This is a genomic window from Cellulomonas aerilata (genome assembly GCF_007991755.1).
Classification (GTDB): domain Bacteria; phylum Actinomycetota; class Actinomycetes; order Actinomycetales; family Cellulomonadaceae; genus Pengzhenrongella; species Pengzhenrongella aerilata.
The window spans coordinates 16,418-34,795 of sequence record NZ_BJYY01000018.1 but is presented as its reverse complement, the minus strand read 5'-3'; the positions used below and the strand labels follow the sequence as shown (position 1 = coordinate 34,795).

18 protein-coding genes are annotated in these 18,378 nt (G+C 74.1%); 10 read left to right on the top strand and 8 right to left on the bottom strand.

Annotated elements, in window-relative coordinates; genetic code table 11:
• Nucleotides 1-31: 31 nt before the first annotated feature.
• From CAE01nite_RS14265 to CAE01nite_RS14250, 4 genes are all read left to right on the top strand, one after another.
• The gene (locus tag CAE01nite_RS14265) at nt 32-1,219 is read left to right on the top strand and encodes a BMP family ABC transporter substrate-binding protein (protein ID WP_146905932.1); all 1,188 of its coding nucleotides are present in this window, start codon (nt 32-34) and stop codon (nt 1,217-1,219) included.
• A complete protein-coding gene (locus CAE01nite_RS14260) occupies nt 1,219-1,830 on the top strand; it encodes a cysteine hydrolase family protein (RefSeq protein ID WP_146905930.1) in 612 nt (203 codons plus the stop codon). The genes CAE01nite_RS14265 and CAE01nite_RS14260 overlap by 1 nt, the downstream gene beginning before the upstream one ends.
• Nucleotides 1,827-2,591, top strand: coding sequence for a biuret amidohydrolase (gene biuH, locus CAE01nite_RS14255; protein ID WP_146905928.1), 765 nt, complete (start codon nt 1,827-1,829; stop codon nt 2,589-2,591). The genes CAE01nite_RS14260 and biuH overlap by 4 nt, the downstream gene beginning before the upstream one ends.
• Nucleotides 2,592-2,660: 69 nt before the next feature.
• The gene (locus tag CAE01nite_RS14250) at nt 2,661-3,674 is read left to right on the top strand and encodes a formamidase (protein ID WP_146905926.1); all 1,014 of its coding nucleotides are present in this window, start codon (nt 2,661-2,663) and stop codon (nt 3,672-3,674) included.
• An 87-nt stretch (nt 3,675-3,761) separates the two neighbouring features.
• Here CAE01nite_RS14250 and CAE01nite_RS14245 read toward each other — a convergent pair whose 3' ends face one another.
• Complete coding sequence (locus CAE01nite_RS14245; RefSeq protein ID WP_146905924.1) at nt 3,762-4,400, bottom strand: NAD(P)-dependent oxidoreductase; 639 nt, start codon at nt 4,398-4,400, stop codon at nt 3,762-3,764.
• Between the two features lie 175 nt (nt 4,401-4,575).
• Here CAE01nite_RS14245 and CAE01nite_RS14240 point away from each other — a divergent pair, with 175 nt between their 5' ends.
• Nucleotides 4,576-5,559, top strand: coding sequence for a zinc metalloprotease (locus CAE01nite_RS14240; protein WP_146905922.1), 984 nt, complete (start codon nt 4,576-4,578; stop codon nt 5,557-5,559).
• A 64-nt stretch (nt 5,560-5,623) separates the two neighbouring features.
• Here CAE01nite_RS14240 and CAE01nite_RS14235 read toward each other — a convergent pair whose 3' ends face one another.
• Both CAE01nite_RS14235 and CAE01nite_RS14230 read right to left on the bottom strand, forming a co-directional pair.
• Nucleotides 5,624-6,076, bottom strand: a complete 453-nt coding sequence (locus tag CAE01nite_RS14235) for a ScoMcrA-related endonuclease (RefSeq protein WP_146905920.1) — start codon at nt 6,074-6,076, stop codon at nt 5,624-5,626.
• Nucleotides 6,077-6,211: 135 nt separating this feature from the next.
• On the bottom strand, nt 6,212-7,780 hold the full coding sequence (locus CAE01nite_RS14230) for a molybdopterin-dependent oxidoreductase (protein WP_146905918.1): 1,569 nt from the start codon (nt 7,778-7,780) through the stop codon (nt 6,212-6,214).
• Between the two features lie 170 nt (nt 7,781-7,950).
• Here CAE01nite_RS14230 and CAE01nite_RS14225 point away from each other — a divergent pair, with 170 nt between their 5' ends.
• Entirely contained in the window at nt 7,951-8,154 is a 204-nt protein-coding gene (locus CAE01nite_RS14225) for a hypothetical protein (RefSeq protein ID WP_146905916.1), read from the top strand.
• Nucleotides 8,155-8,173: 19 nt separating this feature from the next.
• On the opposite strand, the gene CAE01nite_RS14220 is transcribed toward CAE01nite_RS14225, so the two are convergent.
• Entirely contained in the window at nt 8,174-9,961 is a 1,788-nt protein-coding gene (locus tag CAE01nite_RS14220; RefSeq protein ID WP_146905914.1) for a PP2C family protein-serine/threonine phosphatase, read from the bottom strand.
• Between the two features lie 238 nt (nt 9,962-10,199).
• Between CAE01nite_RS14220 and CAE01nite_RS14215 the strand changes: the two genes are divergently transcribed.
• Nucleotides 10,200-10,388, top strand: a complete 189-nt coding sequence (locus tag CAE01nite_RS14215; RefSeq protein ID WP_146905912.1) for a hypothetical protein — start codon at nt 10,200-10,202, stop codon at nt 10,386-10,388.
• Between the two features lie 34 nt (nt 10,389-10,422).
• Here CAE01nite_RS14215 and CAE01nite_RS14210 read toward each other — a convergent pair whose 3' ends face one another.
• Both CAE01nite_RS14210 and CAE01nite_RS14205 read right to left on the bottom strand, forming a co-directional pair.
• The gene (locus CAE01nite_RS14210) at nt 10,423-11,478 is read right to left on the bottom strand and encodes a LacI family DNA-binding transcriptional regulator (RefSeq protein ID WP_146905910.1); all 1,056 of its coding nucleotides are present in this window, start codon (nt 11,476-11,478) and stop codon (nt 10,423-10,425) included.
• A 229-nt stretch (nt 11,479-11,707) separates the two neighbouring features.
• The gene (locus CAE01nite_RS14205) at nt 11,708-13,135 is read right to left on the bottom strand and encodes a sugar porter family MFS transporter (RefSeq protein ID WP_146905908.1); all 1,428 of its coding nucleotides are present in this window, start codon (nt 13,133-13,135) and stop codon (nt 11,708-11,710) included.
• A 346-nt stretch (nt 13,136-13,481) separates the two neighbouring features.
• Between CAE01nite_RS14205 and CAE01nite_RS14200 the strand changes: the two genes are divergently transcribed.
• Nucleotides 13,482-14,945 (top strand): protein adenylyltransferase SelO, encoded by a 1,464-nt coding sequence (locus tag CAE01nite_RS14200; RefSeq protein ID WP_146905907.1) that lies wholly within the window; start codon nt 13,482-13,484, stop codon nt 14,943-14,945.
• Between the two features lie 34 nt (nt 14,946-14,979).
• Here the strand turns inward: CAE01nite_RS14200 and CAE01nite_RS14195 are convergent, their stop codons facing one another.
• On the bottom strand, nt 14,980-15,783 hold the full coding sequence (locus CAE01nite_RS14195; RefSeq protein ID WP_281285610.1) for an IclR family transcriptional regulator: 804 nt from the start codon (nt 15,781-15,783) through the stop codon (nt 14,980-14,982).
• Between the two features lie 100 nt (nt 15,784-15,883).
• Nucleotides 15,884-16,939: a D-2-hydroxyacid dehydrogenase gene (locus CAE01nite_RS14190; RefSeq protein WP_146905904.1), complete on the bottom strand. Its 1,056-nt coding sequence runs from the start codon at nt 16,937-16,939 to the stop codon at nt 15,884-15,886.
• Nucleotides 16,940-17,046: 107 nt separating this feature from the next.
• Between CAE01nite_RS14190 and CAE01nite_RS14185 the strand changes: the two genes are divergently transcribed.
• Both CAE01nite_RS14185 and CAE01nite_RS14180 read left to right on the top strand, forming a co-directional pair.
• Entirely contained in the window at nt 17,047-17,991 is a 945-nt protein-coding gene (locus CAE01nite_RS14185; RefSeq protein WP_146905902.1) for an NAD(P)-dependent oxidoreductase, read from the top strand.
• The gene (locus tag CAE01nite_RS14180) at nt 17,988-18,371 is read left to right on the top strand and encodes a nuclear transport factor 2 family protein (RefSeq protein ID WP_146905899.1); all 384 of its coding nucleotides are present in this window, start codon (nt 17,988-17,990) and stop codon (nt 18,369-18,371) included. Before CAE01nite_RS14185 ends, CAE01nite_RS14180 begins: the two co-directional genes overlap by 4 nt.
• Nucleotides 18,372-18,378: the final 7 nt, after the last annotated feature.

The following is an 18,378-nucleotide window of genomic DNA, read 5'->3' as shown; positions in this document are numbered from 1 at the left end:
GCTCCCTCCTCCCGCACCGAAGGACCTGCACATGACCCTCTCGTCAGCACGCCGCACCCCGACCCGCCGGCACGTCACCTCCCTGCTCGCCGGTGCCGCGATCGCCGGCCTCGCGCTCAGCGCATGCACCAGCGCGACGGAGTCCGACGCCGGTGCCGGCGAGTCCTCCTCCGGCGCAGCGCCCGGTGAGGGCGCGACCACCGTCGGGTTCATCGCCGTGGGCCCGCAGGACGACTTCGGGTACAACCAGGCCGTCCACGACGGCATCAGGGCCGTCGCCGAGACCCACCCCGACCTGGAGATCCTCGAGGCCTACAACATCCCCGAGAACGACCAGGCCGTCGAAGCCCTCCAGACGATGGTCGACCAGGGCGCGACCGTCCTCTTCGCCACGAGCTTCGGTCACCTGGACGCGGCCCAGCAGGTCGCCGAGGCCAACCCCGACGTCGCCGTGCTGCACCAGGGCGGGCTCATCGACGACACGTCCCCGGAGAACCTCGGCACCTACTACGGCACCGTCTACGAGCCGGTGTACCTCGCCGGCATCGCCGCCGGTGCGGCCACCGAGACCGGCGTCCTCGGGTTCGTCTACGGCTACCCCGTGCCTCAGGTGGTCGCCAACATCAACGCCTTCACGCTGGGCGCGCAGTCGGTGAACCCGGACGTCGAGACGATCGCGGTCTCCACCACGAGCTGGTGCGACCCGGCCACCCAGGCCGACCGGGCGGCGTCGCTCATCAGCCAGGGCGCGGACGTGCTCACCCAGCACCAGGACTGCACCAAGACCATCATCGAGGCAGCGGAGGCGGCGGGGGTGTACAGCGTGGGCTTCCACGCCGACGCGTCCGAGCTCGCACCGCAGGGGTGGCTCGCCGGCTCGGAGTGGGACTGGACCGAGCTGTACCCGTCGATCATCGACACGGTCGTCGACGGCGACTTCATCGGCAGCGAGTACGACGCCAACTACCGCGGTGGTGCGGCCAACGGCAACAGCCCGTTCGTGCCGTCCACGCTCGGCGCGTCCGTCACGCCCGAGACGAAGGCCCTCATCGACGCCGCCCAGACGGAGCTGGAGAGCGGCTGGACGCCTTTCACCGGCCCGATCATGGGTCAGGACGGTGCGACCCCGGTGATCCCCGAGGGCACGGCGCTCACGTCCGACGACGCCGACCAGATGGACTACTTCGTCGCCGGCGTCACCGGGAACCTCGCCGGCTGATGCACGTCGCCGGCAGCACGCCCTACCCCTGGCCCTTCGACGGGCGGTTCGACGAGGCGGGCACCGCCCTGCTCCTCGTCGGGCCGACCGACCCCGCGGCGCAGGACGCGGGCACGCACGCCGTCGTGAGTGCCATGGTCGCCGCCGCCACGGCGGCGGGCGTCCCGGTGATCTCGGTCGCCACGGCCGCGCCCGAGGGCACGCGACGGCGGGGGGCGGGGCCCGCGTCCGACGCCCGGTCGCGGGACCGTCCCGGGCACCACCTGACGGCTCGAGGGGTCGACGCCTTCTACGGGTCGGACCTCGAGCTCGTCCTGACCGGACACCGCGCACGCCGCCTCGTCCTCGCCGGGTCGGCGCTCGAGCTGAGCGTCCACTCGACGATGCGGTCCGCGAACGACCGCGGCTTCGAGTGCCTGCTCGTCCTGGACGCCTGCACCGCCCTCGACCCGGCGCTCACGCCGTCCTCGCGGTCGATGGTCGAGGCGTCCGGCGGGATCTTCGGCGCGGTCGGGCAGGCCGCCGACGTCGTCGCCGCCTGGGGGGCCGTGCCGCCGGCATGGGCACCCGACACGACCACCTCGTCCGTCACCCAAGGAGCACCGAGATGAGCGACACGCAGGACCTCGCCGGCCGGGTCGCCACGCGCCACCCGGCCGTGGACGCCGAGCCGTACGCCTGGCCCTTCGACGGCACGTTCTCCGCCGCGACGACCGCGGTGATCAACATCGACTGGCAGGTCGACTTCTGCGGGACGGGCGGTTACGTCGACGCCATGGGGTACGACCTGGCCCTGACGCGGGCAGGGCTGGCGCCGACCGCGGCGATGCTCGAGGTCGCCCGCGCCGCGGGACTGCTGATCATCCACACCCGGGAGGGTCACCGCCCGGACCTCGCCGACCTGCCGCCGAACAAGCTGTGGCGGTCCCGGCGCATCAACGCGGGGATCGGTGACGACGGTCCGTGCGGGCGCATCCTGACCCGTGGCGAGCCCGGGTGGGAGATCGTCCCCGAGGTCGCCCCGCTGCCGGGGGAGCCCATCATCGACAAGCCGGGCAAGGGGTCGTTCTACGCCACGGACCTCGACCTCATCCTGCGCAACCGGGGGATCACGCACCTGGTCCTCACGGGGATCACGACGGACGTGTGCGTGCACACGACCATGCGGGACGCGAACGACCGCGGGTACGAGTGCCTGCTGCTGTCGGACTGCACGGGCGCGACCGTGTACGCGAACTACCTGGCGGCGCTGGAGATGATCAAGATGCAGGGAGGCGTCTTCGGTGCCGTGGCGACGTCCGACGCCTTCGTCGCGGCTCTGCGGAACCCGGTCGACGCCACCGTGGCTCCCACGCAGCCGGCCCTCGCCTGACAGCCCCCGCGCGCACGCCCCCGCAGCGCCCGGCGCCCGCCGTCCCACCCACCTGAGAGGCACGTACACATGAACGGACTTGGTGGTCTCAACCCGTCGCCCGACGCGATGGTCCTCGGCCTCGTGCAGTTCGCCGTCCCGCACATCGCCGACCGGTCCGGCGTCCTCGACACGGTCCAGCGCATCGCCGACATGGTGCGGGGCGCCAAGCGGGGGATGCCCACGACCGACCTGCTCGTCTTCCCCGAGTACAGCCTCATCGGCCTGCGGCCGGAGAACTGGCTGGACGACAGCCTGCTCCTCGACGTCGACGGGCCGGAGGTCGCCACGCTCGCGGCGGCCTGTGCCGAGGCCTCGGTGTGGGGCTGCTTCTCCGTCATGGAGCGGAACCCCGGCGGCGCCCCGTTCAACACCGGGATCATCGTCGACGACGCCGGCTCGGTGCAGCTCGTCTACCGCAAGCTGCACCCCTGGGTGCCGTTGGAGCCGTGGTCGCCCGGTGACACCGGGATCCCGGTGTGCGACGGGCCCAAGGGGTCGCGCCTCGCGCTCATCATCTGCCACGACGGTCAGCTGCCCGAGGTGGCACGCGAGGCCGCGTACCGCGGGGCCAACGTCATCCTGCGGACCGCCGGCTACACCTTCCCCATCAAGCACAGCTGGCGAGCGACGAACATCGTCAACGCCTTCACCAACCTGGCCTTCACCGCCTCGGTCTGCCTGGCCGGACCCGACGAGGCGGGGATCTGGTCCATGGGCGAGGCGATGGTCTGCGGGTACGACGGGTCGGTCATGGAGGAGGGCGACGGCCTCCCGGACCGGATCCTCACCGCGGCCATCGTCCCCGCGGAGGCGGACGAGGCCCGGCGTCTGTGGGGTGTGGAGAACAACATCTACCAGCTGGGTCACCGCGGGTACGTCTCGGTCGAGGGCGGCGCGACGGACAACCCGTACACGTACATGCGTGACCTCGTCGCCGGTACCTACCGGGTGCCGTGGGAGGACGACGTGGTGCACACGGACGGCACCGGGGTCGGCTACCCCGAGCCTGCCGAGGTCAGGCGGCGTGCCCAGCCGAGATGACTCGCTCGGCCGGGCACCTGCGTCCACGGGCTCACCGCCGACACCGCCCACACGCGGCGCCCCTGTCGGCGCCACCCGGTGAGCTCGCTAGTAGGCGACGCCGATGTGCTCGCGGTGGTGGTCAGCGGCCTCGATCTCGTCGACGAGGGCGAGGGCGAAGTCGGCGCCGGAGATGGTCGAGCCGCCCTCCTCGTCGAAGAGCGCGACCTCGCCGCCCACGCGGTACGTCCCGGTGCGCTCGCCGGCGGCCCACGCGCCGTAGGTCCCGGCCGGGCTGACGAACACCCAGTCGAGCGCCCCGGGAGCGTCGTCGGCGAGCAGCACGCGAGTCGCCTCGCCCTCCAGCGCCTCGTCGCGGTACTGCTCCGGGACCTCGCCCTCGACGAAGCGCGGGGCACCCGGTGCGGGACGAAGGGAGCTGAACCCGCCGACCTGGAGGTAGCGAGCGCCCGCCTCGGCGGACAACCGGGCCAGCGCCGCGTAGACCTGCACGAGACGTCCGGCCATGTCGCCGCGCGGCGACAGCACGGCCACGACGGCGTCGGCGTCCGGTACCACCTGCGGGGCGACGTCCTCGGCGCTGCCGATCTGGTACTGGACGCCGTCGACGGCGGTCTCCGGCTCCGAACGGCTCACGGAGATCACACGGTGACCACGCGAGGCGGCCTCGCGGACGACATTCGCACCGGTGTAGCCGGTGCCTCCGAAGACGACGATGGTCGCCATAGGTCAGGCTCCTTCTTGAGCAGTGGACCGAGGTGGTCGTGCGAGCAACCACCGAGGCGGTGCGCCTTGTTCCCCGGACCGCCGCATGCCGCGTCCTCGCCTCTTGTGCCGGCCCCTCGCCCTGCCTACGGTGAGCCACTCGCTCGACAGGTCAACGACACCTCGACGGAGTCCCATGAATCTCCACCGCGTGACCCGGACCACCGTGCGGGCCACCGCCGCACTCGTCCTCTGCCTCGCCACGGCCGCGCCCGCCTCGAGTGCCGCGCCCGCCGCTCATCGCCACACCGACCATGCCGGCGGGTCGACCGTCTGCGAGGCGGTCGACCCGACCGGCTTCGCCGCACGGGTGAAGAAGGGCTCGACCCGCAGCGAGCCCAACGCCGTCTCGGCCGTGCAGGCTGCGGCGCTGGGCAGCCCCCGTGTCCGAGCGGTGCTCCCCGCCGGGTCCGTCACCGTCCCCACGGTCTTCCACGTCATCACCGCGACCGCGCTGACGGCCGAGGAGCGGGCGGAGCGGGACGCTCAGATCGCGGCCCAGATCGACGTCCTGAACGAGGCCTTCAGCGGCACCGGCGCCGCCGACCTCTCCGCGGACACGCCGTTCCGGTTCATCTACGACCCGGCCGCCACCACCTACACCGTCGACGCGGCGTGGTCCACGCTCACCTCCGGCAGCAAGGAGGAGCGCGCCGCCAAGCAAGCACTGCGGACCGGTGACGCGAGCACGCTCAACATCTACGTCGCGGACATCGGCGGGGGCCTCCTCGGCTGGGCGACGTTCCCTCAGCACGCCAAGGGAGGTCAGCTCTGGAAGGACGGCGTGGTGATCCTCGACGAGTCGCTCCCCGGCGCCGACGCCGCTCCGTACAACGAGGGGGACACGGCGACGCACGAGGTGGGGCACTGGCTCGGTCTCTTCCACACGTTCCAGGGCGGCTGCAGCGGGCCGGGGGACTACGTCGGCGACACACCGGCCGAGGCGCTGCCTGCCTTCGAGTGCACCGACGCCGGGCGCGACTCCTGCCCCCGGGACGACGGCCTCGACCCGGTCCACAACTTCATGGACTACGCGGAGGACTTCTGCATGGACCGCTTCTCGGCGGGGCAGATCCAGCGCATGAGCAACGCGTGGGAGGCCTACCGCTCGGTGGCATAGGCCTGCCCCCGGGGCGGACGACCGTGACGGCTGCGACGGCCCACGCGCTCGGCGCGGGGTGACCTCAGCTGCAGTTGTCGCAGATGCCCGTGGCCGGGAGTGCCATGGAGCAGGTCGGGCAGATCGACGGCGTCCGCTCCGGCGCGGTGCTCACCGCTCGGCTGGGGGTGCGGCTCGCGCCCGCGGCCCGGGGCGCACGCGGCGTCCGCGTCGCGGGGGCCGTCCGGCGCGCGCCGAAGAAGGGCTCGGAGACCGTGAACCCCCGGCGGCGCAGGATCGTCACGGCACCGTCGAAGCCGCTCTCGACCTCCTCGGGCGTCGCGATGCGTCCGGTCGCGAACCGGTGCGCGACGCCGAGGACGGCGCGGGAGTCGTAGCTGCGGCCCTCGTGGACCAGCGGTCGGTCGTCGGACGGGGCGAACCCGTAGACGTCGAGGAACTCCTGCGCACCCCGGGCGTCGTACTCGGCGAGCGCCTGGAGGACGTGCTGCTGCGTCACCGATGAGAACGTCGCCACGACCCAGGAGCCTACGTCGGCGCTCACCGGCGGCGAGCGGTCCCCCCGTCCGGTCGAGGTCGGCGGCGGCGCGGCTGCGTCCGCCGGCTCGTCGGTCGCCACCACCGCGCGGGCACGTGCACCGCCGCCGGCCGGTCAGGCGGAGACCTGGACCGTGACCTCGTGCCAGCCGGTCGCCCCGTCCGGGATCATGCTTTGCCGGTCGCCCGTCTGGGCCTCGCCGGTCGCGTCCGTGGCACGGACCCGCAGGGTGTGCGACCCCGGCTCGGCGTCCCACGACCACGACCACTGCCGCCACGTGTCGACCGAGATCTCCGCCGCGAGCGCGACCGGCTGCCACTCGCCCTCGTCGACCTGCACCTCGACCCCGGTGATCCCGGTGTGCTGGGCCCAGGCGGTCCCGCCGACCGTGACGGCGCCGGCCGGCACGGAGGCGCGGTGGCGGGGGACCTCGATGCGGGACGACGTCTTGATCGGCCCCTCGGCGCTCCAGCCGCGCACGGTCCAGTACGCCTCCTGGTCGGCGAAGCGGGTGACCTCGAGGTCCGTGACCCACTTCGTGGCAGACACGTAGCCGTAGAGGCCGGGGACGACCATCCGGACCGGGAAGCCGTGCGCGAGCGGCAGGGGCTCGCCGTTCATCCCGACGGCGAGCAGCGCGTCCCGGTCGTCGGTGAGGGCGGCGAGCGGGGTCGAGGCGGTGAACCCGTCGACGCTGGTGGAGAGCACCATGTCGGCACCGGGCAGCGGCACCGCGCGGGCCAGGACCTCGCGGATCGGCAGCCCGAGCCACCGCGCGTTGCCGACGAGGTCTCCGCCGACCGGGTTGGAGACGCACGCCAGCGTCACGTAGGTCTCGACCAGGTCGGCCGCGAGCAGCTCGGCGAACGTCATCGTGACCTCCCGCTCGACCAGCCCGTGCACCCGCAGGGTCCAGGTCGACGGGTCGACCTGCGGGACGACGAGCGCGGTGTCGATCCGGTAGAAGTCGTCGTTCGGGGTCACGACGTCGACCACACCCACCGCTGGGGACTGGGCGCCCGCGGGCACGGCCGCCGCCGGGCGTGCCGGCGCGGGCAGCCGCAGCAGCTCGCGCGCCGCGCCGGCGGCCTGGGTCACCCGGGCCCCCACCGAGCCGGCCGCAGCGGAGAGCGCCGCCAGCGCGGTGACGACCATCGCGGCGTTGAGGAAGGACCGTCGGTCCGGCGCCGTGGGCCCGGTGACGTCGGGCGCGCCGTCCCGCGCCGGGCGCGGCGCCGGGTCGAGACGATCGACCAGGGCGCGCAGCGCGACCACGCCGGCCGCGGTGCCGGCCAGGCTGGGCACGACGGCGAGCTGCCCGGCGTCGGCGCGGGACGCCGCGCTGACCGCGCCCACCGTACCGAGCAGCACCACCCCGACCGTCCCCAGGGTGTGGTTGCGGAGGGCGATCACACCGGCGCCGGCGGCCAGGACGGTGAGCACGAGCACCATGCCCACGACCAGCGCCGTCTTGTCGTGCACGTCGAAGACGGCGATCGCCGCATCCTTGAGCCATCCCGGCGTGACGTCGATGAACGCGTCCCCGACCGCGACGAGCGGGGCGGACGCGGGCTGCACGACGGCGGCCGCGAGGGACGACACGCCGAGGGTCACGCCGGCGGCGAGCACGCCGGCGAGGGCGGCCAGGCGGCGGGTGCCCGGGGCGGAGCGCGGGGGACTCATGCGAGGAGCGTGACCCGTCGGTGCCCGGCTGTCATCCGCCACGCGTGCGAGGTCCGTGCGACGCCGGGGCGACGTAGGGTCCTGGTGGAGGGAGCCGCGCGCCCGCCGTGCCGGCGCCGCGTGTCCCTGTCGACGACGGCGACCGCCCGTCGCGACGCCTCGGAGGTCCCGTGAGCAAGCCCGCGCAGCTCGTCCTGGGCGTCGTCCTGATCGTCATGGGCGCCGTGTTCACCCTACAGGGTCTCGGGGTGCTGGCCGGCAGCCCGATGACCGGCGCGACGCTGTGGGCCGTCGTCGGACCCGTCCTGGTGGTCGTCGGCCTGGTCATGGTGGTCCGGGCGGCACGGACCCGGGGGCCTGGCCGCCCGCGTTAGGGCACGGCCCGACGGCCGGTCACCCCTGCCCGGTGCCCCGTCGCAGCACGACGGCCACGCGGTCGTCGCCGGCGGCGACGGATCCCGGCTCGCGCACGAGGCGCTCGACGAGCTGCTCCGGGTCGTCCGTCGCGGCCGCGGCAGCGGTGCGGCGCAGGTCGGCCAGGCCGCGGTCCAGGTCGCGCGTGCCCTCGATCAGCCCGTCGCTGTAGAGGACCAGCGTGTCGCCGACCGCGAGCGTCGCGCTGCACAGCACCGAGCTGCCGGCTCCGGGGACCCCGAACCCGATCCCGACGGACTCCAGCAGCTCGGTTCGGCCGTCGCGGCGGACCAGCAGGGCCGGTGGATGGCCGGCGGACGCGACGTCCACCTCGCCGGTCGCCGGGCGGTAGCGCGCGACCACCGCGGTCGCCATCAGGTCGTCGTCGTAGTCCGCCATCACGGCGGCGGCTCGACCCAGCAGATCACGCAGCGGCTGCCCGTCCAGGGCGAGGACCCGCAGCGTGTGCAGGACCGCCACCGCGTGCCTGGTCGCCGACAGGCCCTTGCCCATCGCGTCGATCACCGCCACGGTCACGGTGCCGTCCGGCGAGCGGAACCAGTCGTACAGGTCCCCGCCCATCAGCGCCTCGGAGGCGGGCAGGTAGCTGGCCGCCAGCTCGACCCCGGGGACCGAGAGGGGGGAGGGGCTGACGGACGCGGCCAGCTGCCGCACCTCCGCGCGCTCGACCAGGCGCTCGGCGGACAGGTGGCGGAGCTCGCGCTCGGCCGCCTGGGCCCGCTGGGTCCCCGTGACGTCGGTGAGGGTGAGGACCGAGGTGGCGCGGCTGTCGCCGTCGACGGACGAGAGCCGGTACGTCACCGGGACGGTCGCGGTCCTCGTGGCGCCACCGGGCGTGCCGTCGGCGAGACCCTCGGTCGTCGCCGGGGGCCGGTGCTCGATCTCCGCCAGGCCCTGGTCCGCGCCGCCTCCGGCCAGCGGGCAGGTCTGCGCGGGGTGAGGCGCTCGGGGGTGGACGACGTCGTGCACGTGGCGGCCCGTCAGCAGCGCGGGCGCGGTCCCCAGCAGCACCGCCGCCCGCGCGTTGGAGGAGAGGACGCGACCGCCGCCGTCCAGGGCGAGGACGGCGTCGCCGACCGAGTCGAGGACGACCCGGTGGTGCTCCCCGACCTGCCGCAGCTCGTCGCGGACCAGCTCGTCGAAGCGCCACGCCGCCAGCCCCACCAGGCTCGCCAGGGCGATGAACCCGCCGTGGACACCGGCCCACAGCCACGGGTTCTCGATCGCCGGCTGGTGGTTGTAGGTCGCCTCCGGCGCCATGGTGCCCAGCACGCCGTGGTGCAGGGTGACGAACGCGACGGCGGAGAGGAACGGGGCCCACTGCTGGTACAGGGTCACGGCGGCGACGATCACGAAGAAGAGGAAGTGCACCTCGATGACCCCGCCGGACAGGTGCACCAGGACCGCCGTCGCCAGCAGCATCGTGACCGAGGCGGCCGAGGCCGCCAGCCGGCGTCGCCGGGTCGGGATGGCGGTGACGGCCGCGGTCGCAGCGACCAGCGCGGCCGCCTCGGCCACCGCGTTGGGCGTCCGGACGAGGCCGACCGCCCAGACCGTGGTCACCGCGGTCAGCACCCACAGGAACAGGACGACCGCCCGGTGGCGTCCGTTCCAGGCGGACTCGGGCAGGTCGACGCCGCGGGGGAGGAGGCGGGCACGCAGACGGCGGGCGCGGGACGGGGGCCTGGTGCCCGGGACGGGGGCAGGGTGCACCCTGTCGCGGTCCAGCACCCTCGTCTCGCTCACCAGCGGGAGTCAACCACGCCCATCGAGGCGCGCGCGGTCGGTTACGCCGAACGGACGGCGCGCGGCGGCACGCGTGAACCCGGCGCCGCGGGTCCGGGCGGAGTGGTGCCGGCCGACCGGGCCGGGGACGAGCCCCACCGGGGTCCACCAGCCGGGGGTCATGGCGCACCCCGGGACTGTGGCCCGGTTCACGCGCTGACCCTCTTTCACTTCTGAATCGATCTAGTAGAGTGGAGGCATGCTCACGGTGCACCCGGCGCCGAGCTCGACAACAAGGGGTTCCGACATGCAGTTCTTCTTCGCCAACCTGTACTCCGAGCGTCTCAGCGGCGTGACCGTCCCCGCCACGGAGCCCAGCTCCGCCATGGCGACCGTCGTCCCGGACGACGCCCGCCTGCCCGAGGTCGCTCTCGTCGGAAGCCGCTGACCGGAACATCCACCCGGAGCGGGTGACGCCCGGCTCAGCCGGCCACCCGCGCGGTGCTGCCTCGGACGACGAGCTCGACGGGGAACGGCGCAGGGGCCTGGACCTCCAGGCCCTGCACCAGCTCACGCACCAGCACCCCGGCGGCCCGTCCTCGTTCGTGCAGGGGCTGCGACACGGTCGTCAGGGGCGGGTCGGCGGCCGCAGCCGGGGGAGTGTCGTCGAACCCGACGACCGACAGGTCGTGCGGCACGGCGATGCCCAGCTCCCGGGCCGTCAGCAGTGCCCCGATCGCCAGCTGGTCGCTGAAGGCGACCACCGCGCTCGGCCTCTCCGCGCGGTCCAGCAGCTCCCAGGTCGCGAGCGCACCCGTGTCCACGGTGTTGGTGGCGCACTCGATCACCACCACGTCGGACCAGTCGAGCCCGCAGGCGCTCACCTCGGCCCGGACGCCGGCCAGCCGGCGCGCCATCGCGGCGTAGGTCGCGCGCCGCTGCCGAGCGGGGTCGGCGACCCCCTGCCGGCCGTCGGCCTGCAGGGCCATCGTCAGGACCCCGAACCGTCGATGTCCCTGATCCAGCAGGTGCCGCGTCGCCAGCGCCGCCCCGGTCGCGTCCTCGAGGCCGACCGTCGGGACGCCGTCCAGATCAGGCTGGTCGAACACGACCATGGGGCGCCGGTGCGCCTGCGCAGCACGCACCGCCGGGTGCCCGGCCGGCAGGGACGCGACCACCCAGGCGTCCACCAGGGCGGACCTCACGAGCGCGACGTCGTCCCCCGCGCCCGTCCCGGCGTGCATGAGCAGCCCGAAGCCGCTCGCCTGCAGCTCCTGCGCCAGTCCGTCGAGGTACATGACGGTGGCGGGGTCGGAGAACGCGTAGGACAGCCCTTGGTCGAGCAGGACGCCGACCGCTCCCACCCGACCCCGCCGCAGTCCACGGCCGACCGGGTCCGGGCCGGCGAAGCCCAGCTCCTCCGCCTTCGCCAGGATGCGCTCACGGAGGGCGGCCGAGAGCTGGTCCGGCCGCCCGAAGGCGTTCGACACGGTGGCGCGGGAGACACCCAGCTCGTCCGCGAGGGTCTGCAAGGTCACCCGCGACACCGCCACCTCCTCCTGTGCCCTGCCGGCTCGTCCGGCGTCCGCCGGGCGCGGTCGGCCGCGTCCCGTCGAAGGACACGCCCGCGCCGGCCCCGTTCGTACCACGGCGAGGGACCGGGCGGGCGGCGCCACCCGGGCCGGGCCGCGTGGGCAGAGGATCGAAGGTCAGCGGGCCGGACGTCGACCGCGGCGCCGACGAGTCCCGGTCGAGGCGTCGGGTGCCTCAGCCGCGCATGTCCTCCAGCTGCTTGCCCTTGGTCTCCTCGATGAACTTCAGGACGAAGAGCAGGGAGAGCAGCGCGAAGGCTGCGTACAACCCGTAGGCCAGCGACAGGGAGATGTCGCGCAGGCTGGGGAAGCTCACGGTGATGAGCCAGTTCGCGACCCACTGCGCGGCGGCCGCGAGGCCCAGGGCCGCGGCGCGCATGCGGTTGGGGAACATCTCCCCGAGCAGCACCCAGACCACCGGGCCCCACGACATGCCGAACGCCACGACGAAGAGGTTGGCGGCGACCAGCGCGATCGGACCCTCGGCGCCCTCGAGCACCGGGCTGCCGTCGACGACGTTCGCCGTGCCGAAGATGTAGGCCATCGTCGCCAGGGTGACGGTCATGCCGATCGACCCGATGATCAGCAGCGGCTTGCGACCGAACTTGTCGACGGTGGCGATCGCGATGAGGGTCGTGAGGACGTTGATCGTCGCCGAGATGACGGTGATGGTGAACGCCTGCTCCTCGTCGAAGCCGACGGCCTCCCAGAGGATGTTCGAGTAGTAGAAGATCACGTTGATCCCGACGAACTGCTGGAACACCGACAGGGCGAGCCCGACCCAGACGATCGTGGCGACCTTGCCGGCGGGGGTCCGCAGGTCCGCCCAGGAGGGCTTGGTCTCGCGCTCCATGGAGAGGCGGATCTTCTCGATCTTCGCGTCGATGCGCGTCGGCCCGAGCAGCTTGCTCAGGATCACCTTGGCGTCGGCGATGCGGTGCGCGGCGATGAGGAACCGCGGGGACTCGGGGATCGAGAAGGCCAGGGCGCCGTAGATCACGGCCGGCACGGCCATGGCCAGGAACATCCAGCGCCAGGCCTCGAGGCCGGCCCCCAGGGTCTCCCCGGAGCCGCCCGCGGCCCGGGCGAGGAGGAAGTCGATCAGCAGCGAGATGAAGATGCCGGTCACGATGGCCAGCTGCTGCAGGGACGCCAGCCGGCCACGGATCCGGGCCGGAGCGATCTCGGCGATGTACGCCGGCGCGATGACCGACGCCATGCCGACGCCGACGCCGCCGATGATCCGGCCGAGGACGAGGATCGACAGGTTCGGCGCCAGGCCGGTGACGATCGCGCTCAGGAGGAACAGCACCGCCGCGATCTTCATGACGGCGAGGCGGCCGAGGCGGTCGGCGATCCGGCCGGCGATCATCGCGCCGGCCGCGGCGCCGAGCAGCGCCGACGCGACGGCGAAGCCCAGGGCCGCCGATGCCGCGTTGAACTCGTCCTCGACGGCCGAGACGGCGCCGTTGATGACGGCGCTGTCGTAGCCGAAGAGGAATCCGCCGAGGGCGGCGACGACCGCGATGCGGACGACGCCCTTGCCCTCGTCCGTGTCGTCGTAGATCGACTCCTGGTCACTGACCGGACCGTGCTCGCTCATGGTGCGTGTCCTCTCTCGCGCCGTCCCTGTCGCCCGGGGTCCGACCGGTGCCGGCCCCGCACGGTGCCCCCCGACCCGGTGCTCGGAGACGTCGTCGTCACCGGTCCGAGCAGGACAGCCGGCTCCGGCGAGCACGGACGCACGGATGCGACCTGCTCGCCGGGTGACCCCGCACAGGGCGTCCGACCAGGGCCCACGCTAGCGGCCGGGGGGCCCGAGGGCATCGCGGGCGGCGCGACGCCGCCGCCGCCGCCACGTGGGCGCCGCGCCGACGGGGCGCGGCTGCCCGCGGGGGACGTGACCCGCCCCGCTGGCCGGTCACCCGAGCCGCCGTACCCTCGGGAGGGTGAGCATCGCACCGCTGTCCCAGGTGGCCCTCGAGGGACGCTTCGCCCGGGAGCTCCCCGAGATGGCCGTCGCGTGGCGGGCCGACGAGGCGCCCGACCCGCGGCTGCTCGTCCTGGACGACACACTGGCCACCGAGCTCGGGCTCGACCCGACGTGGCTGCGGAGCCCCCAGGGCGTGCAGCTCCTGGTCGGCAACGGCGTCCCGAGCGGAGCCACCCCGGTGGCGCAGGCCTACGCCGGGCACCAGTTCGGCGGCTTCGTCCCGCGGCTCGGGGACGGCCGCGCCCTGCTGCTCGGTGAGCTGGTCGGCGTCGACGGCCGGCTGCGGGACCTGCACCTCAAGGGCTCCGGCCGCACCCCGTTCGCCCGGGGTGGCGACGGCCTCGCCGCCGTCGGCCCGATGCTGCGCGAGCTCGTCGTCGCCCGGGCGATGCACGGCCTCGGCATCCCGACCACCCGCTCCCTGGCGGTCGTCGCGACCGGGCGACCGGTGCGGCGGGAGACGCTGCTGCCCGGAGCCGTGCTCGCCCGGGTGGCGAGCAGCCACCTGCGGGTGGGCAGCTTCCAGTACGCGCGCGCCACCGGGGACGTCGACCTGCTGCGACGCCTGGCCGACCACGCGACGGGACGGCACCACCCCGCGGCAGCGGAGGCGGAGAACCCCGCCCTGGCGCTGCTCGAGGCGGTCGTCGGCGCCCAGGCCTCGCTCGTCGCGCGGTGGATGCTCGTCGGCTTCGTGCACGGGGTGATGAACACCGACAACATGACGATCTCCGGGGAGACGATCGACTACGGGCCGTGCGCGTTCATGGACGCGTTCGACCCGGCGACCGTCTACAGCTCCATCGACGTGGGCGGGCGCTACGCCTACGGCAACCAGCCGGTCGTCGCCGAGTGGAACCTCGCGAGGCTCGCCGAGGCTCTCCTGCCCCTCGTGCACGACGTGCCGGAGCAGGCGGTCGAGCTCGCCGTCGAGGCGCTCGGCCGGTTCCGCCCGCGGTACGCCGCTGCCTGGGCCGCCGGCATGCGAGCCAAGCTCGGCCTGGGCGACGCGGTCGACGACGCGACGCTCACGCCGCTCGTCGACGAGCTGCTGACCCTGCTCCAGGTCAGCCACGTGGACCACACCTCGTTCTTCCGGGCGCTCGGCACAGCGGCACGGGGCGACGCCGAACCGGCACGTGGCCTGTTCCTCGACCTGGCCGGGTTCGACCGGTGGGCCGAGCGCTGGCGTGCCCTCGCGCCGGACGCCGGGTCGATGGACCGGGTCAACCCGGTGTACGTCCCGCGCAACCACCTCGTCGAGGAGGCGCTGGCGGCCGCCACGGACGGCGACCTGGCCCCGCTCGAGCGGCTGGTGGAGGTCGTCGCGGCCCCCTACGACGAACGCCCGGGGCTCGAGCGCTACGCGGCGCCCGCCCCGCAGGACTTCGGGGCCTACACCACCTTCTGCGGGACCTGAGCGGGGCCGCTCGGGTGCCGCGCGGGACCGGGTGCTACCCGGCCGGACTGGTCGGCGCGACCGGGCGGCCCGCCCCGGCCCGGAGCACGGGGACGGCCATGGGGTTCGACAGCAGGGCCGCCGCCTCGTGCAGGGCGGCCAGGACGGTCGTGCGGTGCTCGCCGGCCGGGACCCGGCCCGCGCCGACGTCGATCGTCGACACCCCGAGGGCGAGGGTCTGCTCGCCGCTGAGGCGGGCCGGGACCGTGACGGCCAGCCCCACCACGTTCGGGAACACCTCTCCCTCGTCGAGTGCGTAGCCGCGCGCCCGTGTCGCGGCGAGCTTGGTCTGCAGGCGCTCGACGGTCTGCGTGGACCGGTCGGTCAGCCGCGGGAAGTCCGGTGCCCGGCGGTAGCGGGCGTCGACCTCCTCCGCCGGCAGCTCGGCGAGCAGCGCGTTCCCGACCGCCGTGAGGGCGGCGGGGAAGCGGTCGCCGATCCCGGCGGTCAGGCGCAGCGGGGCCCGCCCCTCGTGCCGGGCGAGGTACAGGACGTCGGTGCCGTCCAGGACGGCGATCTGCACGAGCTCGTGGCTCAGCACCGGGCTCTGCGCGCAGATCCGGTAGAACTCGCGGACCTGGTCGAAGCCGGCCAGGTACGCGCCGCCCAGCTCGACGGTGCGCCGGCCGAGCACGTAGCCCGGGCCGCGGCGCTGGACCAGGCCGGACTCCTCCAGCACGGCGCACACGTTCGACGTGGAGGACTTGGCGGCCCCGACGGCGCGCGCGATCTCGGTCAGGGGCTGCGGCACCCCGCGACTGTCCGCGAGGAAGGACAGGACGCGCACCGCCCGGCTCACCGCGGGGGCGAGGCTGCTCTCCGCCGGCTGCGGCGCGTCACGCCCCGCGCCCGTCACCGGACCACCGTCCGCGCCATCCTGTGCCCTCGCCCCGGGGACCTCAGTAGAAGTCCACGGTGTCGACGACGTTGCGCAACGGCTCTCCGTCGAGCAGCCGTCGGGCGTTGTCGGCGAACAGCTCCGCGATGAGCCGCTCCTCGTGCGGGCTGTTCGCGGCGGTGTGGGGCGTGAGGACGACGTTGGGCAGCGACCACAGCGGACTGTCCTCGGGCAGCGGCTCCACGGCGAACACGTCGAGGGCCGCGAACCCGACCCGGCCGTCCTGCAGGGCCGCGACCAGGGCGTCCTCGTCGATGACCGTGCCGCGACCGACGGAGACGACCGTGGCGCCGGGGCGGAGCGCGGCGAAGAAGGGGCGGTCGAGCAGCCCGTGGGTCGCCTCCGTGCCCGGCAGCGTCACGACGACGCCGTCGACCTCGGGGGCGACCTCGGCGAGACGATCGGGGCCCACGATGCGCTCGACGCCCTGGGCGTCGAGCTCGCGCCGGTGCACGCCGATGACGCGGGCGCCCAGCGCCGACACCTTGCGGGCCACCTCCAGGCCGATGTGACCGAGCCCCACGACGAGGATCGTCTGCTCGCTGAGCTGACCCATCGCCCACCGTTCGCTCCACACCCGCTCGCTGCGCTGCGCGACGAGCCGGGGCAGGTGCTTGGCACCGGCCATGAGACCGAAGACCGCGAACTCGGCGAGGGGTCCGGCGTGCACGCCGGCGGACGTCGTGAACGTCACCCGGTCGAGCTCGTCCCGGGTCAGCTCGGCGGCCTTGACCTGCGCGCCACCACCGGCAGCCATCGTCTGCACCCACCGCAGTCGCGGGTTCGCCCGGACCGTGCGGGCGAGAGCCGCGGGCCGGACGTCCGGGACGCCGTAGAGCACCTCGGCGGACTCCAGGAGCGCCTCGAACGCCGCCTGCTGCTCCGGCGTGCGCCGGTACCCGGGGTCACCCTCGAAGTCCCCGGCCCACCGCATCGGGGGGAGCAGCGACTGGTCGCGCACCATCTCCACGCGCGGCTCCAGGCGCTCGACCAGGTCGCAGAGCGCCTCGGGCAGGGGGGTGGCGACGGCCACCCGGAGGCGGTCGGTCTGCGTCATGGTGTCCTCATCGCGTCATCGGGATCGTGGCGGCGGGCAGGGGGCCCGCCGACCACCACGGTACGACAGCGTTCACGATGTTGAACACCGTTCGCTATGCTGCACCGATGACGAGTCGGAGTGGACCGGTCAGGAGCGACGACGCTGCCGTGCACGCCGTCGGGGTCATCGGCCTCGGCGTCATGGGACGGCCCATGGCGCTCAACATGGTTCGGCGTCTCCCGGGCGGCGACGTGCACGTCACGGCCCGGCGGTCCGCTTCCGCCGCGGACGTCCTCGACGCGGGCGCGCGATGGCACCCGACTGCGCGCGAGGTCGCCGCCGCGGCGGACGTCGTCGTCGTCATGGTCCCCGACATGCCGGCGGTGCACGCCGTCCTGGACGGTCCCGACGGGCTCCTCGCCGGGGTGAGCCGGCCGACGGTGCTCGCCGTCAGCTCGACCGTGTCGCCGGACGCCGTCCGCGAGCTCGAACGGGACATGCGGGACGCGACCGGGGGACTGCTGCACGTGGTCGACGCGCCGGTGAGCGGCGGCGAGGAGGGGGCGGTCGCCGGCACGCTGTCGGTCATGGTCGGCGGGGCACCGGACGACGTCGCCCGCGTGCTGGACGTCTACCGGGCCGTCGGCACCCCGGCGCACCTGGGACCCCTGGGAGCCGGTCAGGTCGCCAAGGCGTGCAACCAGATCATCGTCGCGGCGCAGGTGCTGGCCCTCGGCGAGGCCGCGGTCATCGCGGAGCGGGCCGGGCTGGACGTGCTCGCGATGTTCGACCTGCTGGGGGGCGGCTACGCGGGCAGCAGGGTGCTCGAGGTGAAGAAGCGCCGGTTCGCCGAGCACGACCACAGCCCGTCCGGCCCGGCCCGCTTCATGGTCAAGGACCTGAGCGCCGCCACCGAGGAGGCGCGGCGCACGGCGACGCCGACCCCGCAGACCGATCTGCTGCTGCGGGTCTTCACTGACCTCACCCGGCGCGGTTACGGGGACCAGGACACCGCCGTCGTGCAGGCCTACCTCGAGTCGCTCGACCGGGACGAGGAGTCGACGCCGTGACGGGGGACGGTGGCGAGGAGGGTGACCGCCGGAGCCTGAGGGAGGTCAACGTCGCGATCGGCGACGCCGAGGCGCGCGGCGACCGCGCCTTCTTCGAGGCCCTGCTCGCGCCGGCCTTCTGCATGGTCCGCCCCGACGGCCTCCGCTTCGACGACCGCACCACGTTCCTCGCGGCGCTGGCGCCGGGCCCGCGCCGGCGGACCCGCGTGGACAGCGTGGTCACCTACGACGACCGGGCCGTGGTGACCTGCACGGTCGCCAAGGGCGAGGGGGCCGACGCCGCGACCCACCGCAACATCCGGGTCCTCAGCCGCCCCGGGCCCGCGACGGCGTGGCAGCTGGTCGCCTGGGTCACCGAGCCGGTCGAACCGATGCCCTGACGGCCCC

Bases quoted from the DNA above. Each gene is read 5' to 3' on its own strand.
- CAE01nite_RS14265 (WP_146905932.1), top strand. From the start codon at position 32: ATGACCCTCTCGTCAGCACGCCGCACCCCGACCCGCCGGCACGTCACC.
- CAE01nite_RS14260 (WP_146905930.1), top strand. From the start codon at position 1,219: ATGCACGTCGCCGGCAGCACGCCCTACCCCTGGCCCTTCGACGGGCGG.
- biuH (WP_146905928.1), top strand. From the start codon at position 1,827: ATGAGCGACACGCAGGACCTCGCCGGCCGGGTCGCCACGCGCCACCCG.
- CAE01nite_RS14250 (WP_146905926.1), top strand. From the start codon at position 2,661: ATGAACGGACTTGGTGGTCTCAACCCGTCGCCCGACGCGATGGTCCTC.
- CAE01nite_RS14245 (WP_146905924.1), bottom strand. From the start codon at position 4,400: ATGGCGACCATCGTCGTCTTCGGAGGCACCGGCTACACCGGTGCGAAT.
- CAE01nite_RS14240 (WP_146905922.1), top strand. From the start codon at position 4,576: ATGAATCTCCACCGCGTGACCCGGACCACCGTGCGGGCCACCGCCGCA.
- CAE01nite_RS14230 (WP_146905918.1), bottom strand. From the start codon at position 7,780: ATGAGTCCCCCGCGCTCCGCCCCGGGCACCCGCCGCCTGGCCGCCCTC.
- CAE01nite_RS14215 (WP_146905912.1), top strand. From the start codon at position 10,200: ATGCTCACGGTGCACCCGGCGCCGAGCTCGACAACAAGGGGTTCCGAC.
- CAE01nite_RS14205 (WP_146905908.1), bottom strand. From the start codon at position 13,135: ATGAGCGAGCACGGTCCGGTCAGTGACCAGGAGTCGATCTACGACGAC.
- CAE01nite_RS14190 (WP_146905904.1), bottom strand. From the start codon at position 16,939: ATGACGCAGACCGACCGCCTCCGGGTGGCCGTCGCCACCCCCCTGCCC.
- CAE01nite_RS14185 (WP_146905902.1), top strand. From the start codon at position 17,047: ATGACGAGTCGGAGTGGACCGGTCAGGAGCGACGACGCTGCCGTGCAC.